Origin of the sequence: Microbacterium sp. NPDC091382 (assembly GCF_044757025.1) — a bacterium.
Classification (GTDB): Bacteria; Actinomycetota; Actinomycetes; order Actinomycetales; family Microbacteriaceae; genus Microbacterium.
Map to the genome: position 1 here is coordinate 404,280 of NZ_JBIVUD010000003.1, position 9,805 is coordinate 414,084.

A 9,805-nucleotide genomic window follows, 5' to 3' on the forward strand; every position below is an offset into this window, starting at 1 on the left:
CTAGCCTGAGCCCGTGCCCTTTGCGCTCGCACTCACCGTCGTCCTCGCCCTGCTCGCGTTTTTTCAGATCGTGCTCGTCCTCGGCGCTCCGCTCGGGCGGTTCGCGTGGGGCGGCCAGCATCGCGTTCTGCCGGCGCGGTTCCGCATCGGCAGCCTGGTCTCCGTCCTCGTCTACGCGCTGATCGCCGTGCTCGCGTGGGATCGCGTCCGCGCCATCGACATCGTGCCAGGCGTCGTCGCCCAGATCAGCATGTGGATCGTCTTCGCGTACTTCGTGCTCGGCATCCTCATGAACGCGATCTCGCGCAGCAAGCCCGAGCGGAACACGATGGTGCCCGTCACGATCGTGCTCGCCGTGCTCGCCTTCCTCATCGCTATGGGGTACGGCGAACTCGCGATGGCGGTCGGCGCGTAGGTCTCACCCGACCCCGCCACCCCCGGGCGGTGGCACGCTGGAACCGTGACGTCCGCACCACCCTCCTCACGCGTGACCCGGCTCCGCGGTCGCCTGCTCATCGCTCTCGCCGGGGACCCGACCGGGATGGCGCCCTACGTCCGCGCGCTCGCTGAGGGCGATGACACCGGGTACTTCGCCGAGGACGGCCCCGCGTGGACGGTTCACGCCGGCATGGGCACCCTGGTCGCCGGCATCCGCGCCCTTCTCCTTCAGGCTCTGCACCCGGGCGCCCTCGCCGGCGTGCACGACTGGTCGCGCTACCGCGACGATCCGATCGGCCGCCTCACCGGCACCGTCCGCTGGGTCATCACGCTCACCTACGGGTCGACGACGCAGGCGGATGCCGAGACGGCCCGCGTCGGGCGCTTCCACCAGCGCGTGCAAGGCGAGTACGTCGCCGGCGACGGCTCCGCGCGGACGTACACCGCCGAAGCCACCGACCTCGTGCGCTGGGTGCACCTCGCCTTCACAGACGCGTTCCTGCGCAGCCACGAGGCGTACGGCGGCCCGATCCCCGGCGGACCCGACGCGTACGTCGCGGACTGGGCCACCGCCGGCCGCCTCATGCGCGTGTCCGATCCGCCGCTCACCGACCCCGCCCTCCGCGCCGAGATCGACGGCTTCCTCGACCGCGGCGAGCTGCGCCGCGACGAGCGCGTCGACGACGTCGTCCGGTTCCTCAAGAAGCCCCCGTTCACCGGGCTCATGGGCGTCGCCTACCGCGTGCTGTTCGCCGCCGCGGTCGCGACCTTCCCGCCGCGGATCCGACGGATGCTCGGCCTGCGTCGCTCGTGGCTGCCCGTGAAGACCGCGACCCGCCTCATCCTTCGTGTGACCGAGCGCGCGCTCGGGTCCGGCCCTCGCGCGCAGGACATGGCGCGACTGCGGTTGCGGCGGCTCGAGGGCTAGCGCGCGGGCGACCGCGCCCCGGAGGATGGCGGCATGGCTCTCTTCGATCACATCGGCATCAGCGTGCGCGACCTGGCGACGTCGACCGCGCAGTTCGACCCCGTCATGACGATGCTCGGGTGCACCCGAGAGGATGCCGACGGCTCCGTCTCGTGGTACCGCGGCGAAGAGGAGCTCATCCTCTACCCGGCCCGCGACGACCATGACGAACCGCATCGCCACGGCCGCGTCGGATGGCAACACCTCGCCTTCGCCGTCGACTCCCGCGAAGACGTGGATCGACTGCACGACGCCGCGATCACGGCGGGCTGGACGGCGGTCCGCGACCCGAAACCGTACCCGCGGTTCAGCGACCGGTACTACGCGTCGTTCGTCGAAGACGACAACGGTGTGCGACTCGAGTTCATGTTCAACCCGCCGCGCCAGAGCGCCGGCTGACCAGCTTCGCGGGCGCAGAAGCGATGTCGGAGGCCCCCACCACAATGGAGGTATGACCTCGCTCGGCACCATCGGCATCCGGGAACGCTTCGCGCCCCTCGCCGACATCGTGCACGAGACCGCCATGGTCGAGAAGCTCATCACCCGGGCGCAGATCGTGCAGCTGCAGGTCCTCGCCCGCGCGGGGGCGCTCGCCGAGCAGCAGGCGGCCGAGTCCTCGGCGCGCGTGCAGGCGCACGACATGGCGCTCCGGGCCATCGCCGCTGAACTCGGCGGGGTGCTCCGCCTCACCGACCGCACCGTGCAACGCCGCATCACCCAGGCGCGCACGATCGTCGAGGACTATCAGGCATCCCTCAAGGCCTGGGAGGCGGGCATCCTCACCCGCGGTCACGTCGACGTGATCGTCGAGGCCGGTGCCGACCTCCCCGCCGACGTCCGGCCCGCCTTCGAAGCCGTCGCCATTCAGCGGTGCCGCCGCGACACCCCCAACCGGGTGCGCGCCGAGATCGAGATCCTCGCGCTGCAGATGCATCCGCGGTCCTTCACCGAACGCCACCAGGATGCCGCCGCCCACCGCGCCGTGCGCCTGATCCCCGGCCGCGACGGCATGAGCGACCTCGTCGCGACGCTGCCGACCGTCATCGCCGAGGGCGTCCACGACCGGCTCACCCGTCAGGCGCGCGCGATCATCGACACGCGGAGCGAGCGCTCCAGCGAGATCGTCGACACCGACGCGCGCACCGCCGACCAGGTGCGCGCCGACGTCTTCGCCGACCTGCTGCTCGCCGGCACACCCGCGCTCGACGACACCCGCGACACGACCGCCGGCCCCCTCGGCGCGATACGCGCGCGCGTGCAGGTCGTCGTCCCCGCGCTCACCCTCGCCGGCGCCGACGTGCCCTGCGACCTCGTCGGGCGTACGCCGATCGACGCCGCCACCGCCCGGCGGCTCGCCGGTGACACGCCCTCGTGGGAACGCCTCGTCACCGACCCGATCACCGACACCGTGCTCGCCGTCGACACGTACCGCGTGCCGAACCCCCTGCGACGGCACCTGCAGGCACGTGATCAGCACTGCCGATTCCCCGGATGCCGCCTCGCCACCATCCGCTGCGAGGTCGACCACACCCACGACCATGCCCTCGGCGGCGCGACCGAGGTCGGCAACCTGGCGCATCTGTGCCAACGGCATCATTCGATGAAGCAGTTCACCGCCTGGAAAGTGCGACAACTCGGGGGTGGCGTCCTCGAATGGACCTCACCCCTCGGCAGAACGTATCGCGAAGACGCACCGACACCGGCCGTCGCGTTCACCCCTGCCGAGCGGACCTGGCCCGCCAGCGATCCGCCGCCGTTCTGAGTCCGGTTCTCAACGCGGTGGTCTGCACCCGAGTCGGGAGCCCGCGTTCCGACGCGAGGCTCCGGGCCGTGCGGCACCTCGACCCGCCACCGCGCCGACCCCACCCACCCCGGCCACACCGCGCGCCCACCGTCAAGAGCCGCCACCGACACAGCGAAGGGTGTGACACTCGCCTCATGCGAACCATCGTCATCACCGGCGCCAGCGACGGGATCGGAGCCGCGGCATCCCGTCAACTCGTCGCCCGCGGCCATCAGGTCGTCCTCGTCGGACGCTCACCCGAGAAAACCCGCGCCGTCGCCGAGGGCCTAAACATGCCGCACCACCTCGCCGACTTCTCCGACCTGGCGCAGGTGCGCCGCCTCGCGGACGAACTGCTCGCCGCCTACCCGCGCATCGACGTGCTCGCGAACAACGCCGGCGGCATCTTCGGTCCGCGCAAGCTCACCACCGACGGGTTCGAGCAGACGTTCCAGGTGAACCACCTCGGCCCGTTCCTGCTGACGAACCTGCTGCACGACCGGCTGGTCGAGAGCGAGGCATCCATCATCCAGACCGCCAGCGCCGCGGCACGGATCTTCTCGCGGTTCGACGTCAACGACCTCAACGGCGCACGCCGCTACTCCGGACGCGTCGCCTACGGCAACGCGAAGCTCGCGAACATCCTCTTCACCCGCGAACTGCAGCGCCGGTGGGGGAGCGAGGGCATCTCGGCCGGAGCGTTCCACCCGGGCGTCGTCGCGACCGGATTCGCGGCCAACCTGACCGGACCGTTCCGGTTCATCTACCACAACCCCCTCGCCAAGCGACTGCTGACGACGACCGACGAGGGCGGCAAGCGCCTCGTGTTCCTCGCCGACGGAACCCCCGGCACCGACTGGCTGCCCGGCGCCTACTACGAGAACGACCGCGTCACAAAGACCCACAAGCTCGCCACCGACGAGCAGCTCGCGCGCGAGCTGTGGGACCGCAGCGTCGAGATGGTGAAGCTCGCCTGAGAGGCGGTCTCGATCACACCAGGGCCGTCGCGACGTAGCCGGCGCCGACGATCGCCCCGGTGGCGACACCCACCGACGACCACGCGACCGCCCGCGGCCAATCGAACCACCGGCGCGTGCGTGGCCCGGGACCGAACCCTGCGGCATCCGCTGCGCGGACGAACTCGTCGAAGCGCACGGTGACGCGAGGAGCCTCCGTCCTGCGGGAGGAGTCGGTCGTGCGCGGACGGGCGCGTTCCCGGCGGGGCGGAGCCGTCGTCGTCGACGATCGGGCGCTGCTCGACGAGGCCGTCGGGCCGGATGCCGCGGCCCCAGACGGCGTGCTCACGAACCTCACCAGGATGTCGCGTGCGTGACGTGCCCGGTCGAACGCCAGGCTCAGGCGACGCCGTTCCGCGTCGGACGCCATCGGGTGGCGGTCGGGATGCAGGTCGCGTGCGCGCCGACGGAACGCATCGCGGACCTCCTTGACACTCGCACCTCGCGCCACACCGAGCGCCTCGCGTGCCTCGTCGAGCGTCATGCGGCATCCCTCAGATAGGACTGATACTCGCGCACCAGTCTTTCGTCCCGCCTGCGCGTGGCGCCGGTCGTCACACGGAGGAACATCTCCGCCGTCATGCGACGCTTGCGTACCTCGTACGTGACGAGGCAGAGGAAACCGATGAGGAAGAAGACGAACGCCGCGAGCCGGAGCGCATCGATGTGGAAGACCGCCGCGGCGATGAAGGCGGGCCAGCATGCGCTCGACGCGATCATGAACGCGCGGTACCAGCCTCGGATCGGTGCGTACCATGCTGTCGCGGCGGCATCCCACGTCGGGTTCGTCGTCCAGAACTGCCACCCCGCCGGGGCAGGCTTCAGCCCGGGGAGCGGCGTCCACCCGACCGGCGGTTGCCAGAAGGCGTTCTCGCGAATCCAGTCATCAGTGGGCGTCGGCCACCCTCGCGGCGTGAGGAAATCTCCGCGCACGCCGGCTACGCGAATTCGTCGGGGTGACACGAGATCAAAATCCTTCGGGTGGAGAAAAGGCCGTTCAGTACATTAGCGAACTCTCATCATCCGGACGACGACTACCCAGCTGAGCCAGGAGAGAAAGGTTGCCGTCATGCCGCAGTACGCCGTCCTGATCTACACCGACGACTCCGCGCACGCTCTCGACGCATCGGGGGAGCAGCTCGCCGAACCCAACCCGCACGGCGACAAGCTCGCGAGATCAGGGGCGCTGCGTGCCGCCTTCGCGTTCACGCCGCGCAGGTCGTCGCGGGTGTGTACGTGATCGAAGCGGACGACGAGGATGCGGCGCTCGCGATCGCGGCCACGAACCCCGCCATCCGCGGCGACGGCGGTGTCGAGGTCAGGCTCATCCACAGCGGTACCTGACGCGGCGGAAGCTCGGGCACGCACCCGCGAACGCGTACTGGTCGACCCGTCGCCATGGCCACGGCGCGGCATCCGTACTATCTGATGACCGTTCCGGCCAGAACCGTCCCCACCCACAACGGTGCGGTCATCGTCACGCCGACGAGTCCCACGAGCAGCCCACCCGTCCAGACTCGACGACGGAAACGAGCACGCCCGATCTGCTCGCGCAGGTCGGCGAACGCAGCGAGGTCGGGTTCTGGTGGGGGAGCCGCCTTCCACGTCGCCAGGTCGCTCGCGGCTGCCGCGATGCTGTCGACAGACTCAGGCGGGAGGAACCACGGGCGCGATCGCAGCCACCCGGCGACGCTTCCCGAGCTGAGGACGACGACCTGCGCTGAGCGCGCGTTCGCGGTGAGCCGCGACGCGCCGACGATGACGACGAGCGGAGCGACGTCGACAGCGACTCCGGTCGCCGCCGAGAGTCGACGACTCGCTTGCGCCGCTTCGTGCGCCGCGTTCCTCAGATGGTCCGTCCGCTGGCCGTCGACCATCACGCGCCGTTCCCCGACCCATACCGATCGGCCTGCGTGGTGCTTCGTGTTGACCGTGAAGACGCCGGTCGGACCGATGACGAGGTGATCGATGTCGGCCCCGCGCGTCCCGACGGGCACCGCGTGGATGACGCGCCACTCCGGTCCGAGCCCGGCCAGGCGCTGTGCGACCGCCAGTTCGCCGAGCGCACCGCGGAACCACGAGTCTGCGTCGAGTGCGAGCGGAGAGCGCCCGAACAATCGATCGACGCGAGAGCGCCGTGGAGCGGTCGACTGTGCGCGCAACACCTGAGCGATGACGGATGCCGCCGGAGGGCGGCTCGCGAGCGAGGCCACCTCGGACTCCGGCGCGGGCGTCTGTTCCGAGGCGGCGGGTCCGGAGCATGCGAGACACCGAACCGTGCGCGTCGCGCGGTCGTGGACGGCTCGCGATCCTGCCTCGAGGTGCAGCCCACAGCGACGACAGGTTCCCGCGAATCTCAGCGTGAGGTGCCGTTCGGTTCCGGTCAGCGCCGGAAGGGTCTCGGCAGACGTCGGCGCATGACGGAGCCCGCTTTCGGGCGGACGAGCTGCGGGCGCATCGAGCTTTGCGGAGTCCGACCTGTCTATGGTCGGCCCTCGTCGATCCAACGGGTGTGCGCGCGCATGCCGTGGAAGATCGCTTGACGGATCACCAGGTACAGCAGAAGCAAGGTGATGATCAGCCCGAGCGCGGATGCAGCGATGGTGATGATGGTCATGAGAAGTGCGGTATCCCCCATGAGCTCACCGTACCAAGGCGCTCCGCCGCGACGGATGCCTCAGCTCCGGCCCGCGAGCCGGCTCCGCACCTCTTCTCTCAGACGTCCGAGCCGCCACCCCGCGACCGGCTCGAATGCCGTCGACATCAGCCGCAGGACGAGCCCGGTGTGCACGAACTCGTGCCGCACGCGCGTGCGCCCGTCCGGCAGGGGGTCCAGCGCCCAGACGCCCTGTTCCGAGACACCCGGTCCTTGCATCCGATACGTGATCAGCGCGTCACAGATCGTCTCGTACCGGATGGTCGCGGGCACCACGCCGCGGATCCGGCTGCGATACCGACGCCCGGGCTGCGCCTGCCCGGTCTCATCCACGCGACCGAGGGCCGGGTTCCATTCGGCGAGAGCACCGAGGTCGGTGAGGATGTCGACCAGCGAATCCGGCGGGGCGTCGATCGTGAGCGTCGCGCTGTACATCATGCGGTCCTCCAGGTCGTGGCGTCGGTGCTGCGGAGATAGGCCAGGTAGTCGGCGAGCTCGCGTTCCAACCGGGCGCGCGTGACCCCGGCCGAGAGGAGCGCGAAGCTCACCTTCCCCGCCGAGAACGGCTTGTCGCCCTCGAGCACCACCGGCGGACGGAGGAGGGCGGGAAGTGCGGCGAAGCGCTCCCGCTGCGTGCGCAGAAACGCCTCACCCCGCGCGCGGATGACGTCGGGCAGCCAGTCGAAGTGGGGGAGTGACAGCTCGACGATCTCCCCGGCGGCGACCGTGCCGTCCGCCGCCGGCACCTCGTCGCCCAGCGCGTACGTCGTGATCGGCTGCGCATCGGTGAGCACGAGCATGCAGCCGCCACCCTCGAGGTGCTGATCGACGGCAGCGCGTTCCTCCGTGTTCGGCCAGCTCTCCGCGAGCAGCCATCGATCGCCCTGTCCGCGCGACCAGCGGATGCGCGAGTCGTCATCGAACACGATCGCGAGATCCTCGATGACGGTCAGCGGTCCCGCGCGGAGCGTCCCGATCATGCCCCCACCTCCGCCGTCGGCTCGAGCGCCTCGAGCTGCCGACGCGCTCGGTCGACGCGCGCCTCACCGCGGCTCCCCGCGCGTACCGGTGCGCGCGCGATCAGCTCGAGGTTCGCCCGCGCTTCGTCGATGCGCCCCTCGGCTAGGTACAGCTCGGCCAGACCCGCCAGCGCCCGCGTGTCACCGCGGTCCGCATTCCTCGCGCTGACGACGAAGGCGGCCTCCGCCCGTGCCCGCCCGCCACCGAGAGCGGACGGCATCGCGAGGCACCACCTTCCCCGCAGATAGTTCGCGACCGCATGCTCCGGATCCCGCGCGAGCACGCGATCCAGTCGAGACCGCATCCGCAACGCCGGCAGGACCCGGAGGGCGGCCGACAGATTCGAGATCGCCAACCCGCTCAGCCTGATCCGCTGCGTCTCGAGGTGGACCGGGTGCCGTTCCATCCGCTGCAGGAGCGACACCACGAATTCGAGCCTCCGGCGGTCGGATGCCGCCAGTCGCCCATCTGCGCTCAGCGCCGCCGTGATGAGTTCATCGACGGCGTGCGCGGCACCGACCACGAGTTCCGGCCTCTCGGCATCCCGGGCATTCTTCGCGGCCGCCTCGAGTTGGGCGACGATGGCCCCCCGGGTCGAGAGGGCCAGTTCGCTCGCTGCCCGCTGCTTGCCTGCGGTCAGATCGGGCAGGATCGGTTCGCCGATGACGAGGTGCACGCGCCCGTCATCCCGAAACCGCCGGCTGCCCTTGGGGAGGACCGTCTCGGTGCCGACCATCGCGACGGGGATGACCGGCGTCCCCGCCGACAGGGCGAAGCGGAACGCCCCCGCCTGGAACGGCAGCATCTCGTCGGTCGCGTTCCGCGTGCCTTCGGGGTAGACGCAGAGCACCTCGCCTGCCGCGAACACCCGCTGCACGGCTCTCAGCGTTTCCGGGCTCGGGCGATCTCGATCGACCGGGATGCCGTACCACGCCCGCGTCCAGAGCCGTGAGACGTAGGCGTCGAAGCTCTCCTTCTTCGTCAGGAACCAGACGGGGCGACCGACGGTCGCATTCACGAGCAGTTCCATCACGAAGTGGTCGAAGTAGCTGCGGTGGTTGGGGACCAGCACGAACGGCCCCGACGTCGGCAGATGCTGCAGGCCGTCGATGGTGACGAGATGGCGTCGAAGGCGCCGCCGGACGATCGCGCCGGTCAGCCGGCGGACGGTGACCTCCCCGCGCACGTCAACGCGCTCCCGCGAGGAAGTGTTCACGCAGGAGTTCGATGCTCGTCATCAGCAGCCCGTGCTCGTCGGCGAAGCGGCGCAGCGAGTCGCGACGGAGCATCTCGCCGTCGTCGCCGATGATCTCCACGATCACCCCGGAGGGCGTGCAGCCGGCGGCGCGCGCGATGTCGACGGATGCCTCGGTGTGGCCGGTCCGCTCGATGACACCGCCGTCGCGGGCGATCAGCGGGAAGACGTGACCGGGGCGCTGCAGGTCGCCCGCGGCACCCGTCATGGCGACCTGGATGGTCCTGGCGCGCTCGGCGGCGGAGATCCCCGTGGTGACGCCGAGCGCACGCGTGGCGTCGATCGAGACGGTGAACGCCGTCCCCATGTGGTCTTCGTTGAAGGTCACCATCGGCGGCAGTTCCAGCTGCAGCGCCCGCTCGCGGGTGAGCGACAGGCAGACCAGCCCGCGCCCGTGCGTGATCATGAAGTTGATCACCTGCGGCGTGGCGTGATCCGCCGCGACGACCAGGTCGCCCTCGTTCTCGCGATCCTCGTCATCGACGATGACGACCATCTCCCCCCGTCGGATCGCTTCGATAGCGTCGACCGCCGCATCCAACAGCGTCGACCCGACGATCGCACCGATTTCCATAGTCATGACTGCCCCCAGTTCTGCCGCCCAGACGGCGTTCGTGATCGATGTCGGCGACGGTTGTCGTCGCATGAATGTCACAACACGTGACGCTAG

At 70.2% G+C, this 9,805-nt stretch carries 15 protein-coding genes; 7 read left to right on the forward strand and 8 right to left on the reverse strand.

Annotation, left to right across the window (positions count from 1 at the left end; genetic code table 11):
- Positions 1 to 13 precede the first annotated feature (13 nt).
- The 5 genes from ACIQLK_RS13435 to ACIQLK_RS13455 all read left to right on the forward strand — a co-directional run bounded on the left by ACIQLK_RS13435 (position 14) and on the right by ACIQLK_RS13455 (position 4,165).
- Positions 14 to 415 (forward strand): hypothetical protein, encoded by a 402-nt coding sequence (locus tag ACIQLK_RS13435; protein ID WP_400365349.1) that lies wholly within the window; start codon positions 14 to 16, stop codon positions 413 to 415.
- A gap of 72 nt (positions 416 to 487) precedes the next feature.
- The gene (locus tag ACIQLK_RS13440; RefSeq protein ID WP_400365351.1) at positions 488 to 1,366 is read left to right on the forward strand and encodes an oxygenase MpaB family protein; all 879 of its coding nucleotides are present in this window, start codon (positions 488 to 490) and stop codon (positions 1,364 to 1,366) included.
- A 33-nt stretch (positions 1,367 to 1,399) separates the two neighbouring features.
- Positions 1,400 to 1,804 carry a VOC family protein gene (locus tag ACIQLK_RS13445; RefSeq protein WP_400365353.1) on the forward strand — a complete coding sequence of 135 codons (405 nt, stop codon included), beginning with the start codon at positions 1,400 to 1,402 and terminating at the stop codon, positions 1,802 to 1,804.
- A 52-nt stretch (positions 1,805 to 1,856) separates the two neighbouring features.
- Positions 1,857 to 3,167 carry a DUF222 domain-containing protein gene (locus tag ACIQLK_RS13450; protein ID WP_400365355.1) on the forward strand — a complete coding sequence of 437 codons (1,311 nt, stop codon included), beginning with the start codon at positions 1,857 to 1,859 and terminating at the stop codon, positions 3,165 to 3,167.
- A gap of 176 nt (positions 3,168 to 3,343) precedes the next feature.
- A complete protein-coding gene (locus tag ACIQLK_RS13455) occupies positions 3,344 to 4,165 on the forward strand; it encodes an SDR family NAD(P)-dependent oxidoreductase (RefSeq protein WP_400365357.1) in 822 nt (273 codons plus the stop codon).
- A 13-nt stretch (positions 4,166 to 4,178) separates the two neighbouring features.
- Here the strand turns inward: ACIQLK_RS13455 and ACIQLK_RS13460 are convergent, their stop codons facing one another.
- Together ACIQLK_RS13460 and ACIQLK_RS13465 are read right to left on the reverse strand one after the other, a co-directional pair.
- On the reverse strand, positions 4,179 to 4,688 hold the full coding sequence (locus ACIQLK_RS13460; protein ID WP_400365359.1) for a DnaJ domain-containing protein: 510 nt from the start codon (positions 4,686 to 4,688) through the stop codon (positions 4,179 to 4,181).
- Positions 4,685 to 5,137 (reverse strand): hypothetical protein, encoded by a 453-nt coding sequence (locus ACIQLK_RS13465; protein ID WP_400365360.1) that lies wholly within the window; start codon positions 5,135 to 5,137, stop codon positions 4,685 to 4,687. Before ACIQLK_RS13465 ends, ACIQLK_RS13460 begins: the two co-directional genes overlap by 4 nt.
- Positions 5,138 to 5,273: 136 nt before the next feature.
- On the opposite strand from ACIQLK_RS13465, the gene ACIQLK_RS13470 reads away from it, so the two are divergent.
- On the forward strand, positions 5,274 to 5,444 hold the full coding sequence (locus tag ACIQLK_RS13470; protein WP_400365362.1) for a hypothetical protein: 171 nt from the start codon (positions 5,274 to 5,276) through the stop codon (positions 5,442 to 5,444).
- Positions 5,441 to 5,548, forward strand: a complete 108-nt coding sequence (locus ACIQLK_RS13475; protein WP_400365364.1) for a hypothetical protein — start codon at positions 5,441 to 5,443, stop codon at positions 5,546 to 5,548. Before ACIQLK_RS13470 ends, ACIQLK_RS13475 begins: the two co-directional genes overlap by 4 nt.
- A gap of 77 nt (positions 5,549 to 5,625) precedes the next feature.
- Here ACIQLK_RS13475 and ACIQLK_RS13480 read toward each other — a convergent pair whose 3' ends face one another.
- The 6 genes from ACIQLK_RS13480 to ribB form a co-directional block, all read right to left on the reverse strand.
- On the reverse strand, positions 5,626 to 6,417 hold the full coding sequence (locus tag ACIQLK_RS13480; protein WP_400365366.1) for a nuclease-related domain-containing protein: 792 nt from the start codon (positions 6,415 to 6,417) through the stop codon (positions 5,626 to 5,628).
- 269 nt (positions 6,418 to 6,686) lie between these two features.
- Positions 6,687 to 6,821 carry a hypothetical protein gene (locus ACIQLK_RS13485; RefSeq protein ID WP_400365367.1) on the reverse strand — a complete coding sequence of 45 codons (135 nt, stop codon included), beginning with the start codon at positions 6,819 to 6,821 and terminating at the stop codon, positions 6,687 to 6,689.
- Between the two features lie 60 nt (positions 6,822 to 6,881).
- A complete protein-coding gene (locus tag ACIQLK_RS13490; protein ID WP_400365369.1) occupies positions 6,882 to 7,298 on the reverse strand; it encodes an SRPBCC family protein in 417 nt (138 codons plus the stop codon).
- Positions 7,295 to 7,840, reverse strand: a complete 546-nt coding sequence (locus ACIQLK_RS13495) for a hypothetical protein (RefSeq protein ID WP_400365371.1) — start codon at positions 7,838 to 7,840, stop codon at positions 7,295 to 7,297. The genes ACIQLK_RS13490 and ACIQLK_RS13495 overlap by 4 nt, the downstream gene beginning before the upstream one ends.
- Positions 7,837 to 9,096: a 1-acyl-sn-glycerol-3-phosphate acyltransferase gene (locus tag ACIQLK_RS13500; protein ID WP_400365373.1), complete on the reverse strand. Its 1,260-nt coding sequence runs from the start codon at positions 9,094 to 9,096 to the stop codon at positions 7,837 to 7,839. Before ACIQLK_RS13500 ends, ACIQLK_RS13495 begins: the two co-directional genes overlap by 4 nt.
- Entirely contained in the window at positions 9,068 to 9,715 is a 648-nt protein-coding gene (gene ribB, locus ACIQLK_RS13505; protein ID WP_400365374.1) for a 3,4-dihydroxy-2-butanone-4-phosphate synthase, read from the reverse strand. Before ribB ends, ACIQLK_RS13500 begins: the two co-directional genes overlap by 29 nt.
- Between the last annotated feature and the right edge of the window lie 90 nt (positions 9,716 to 9,805).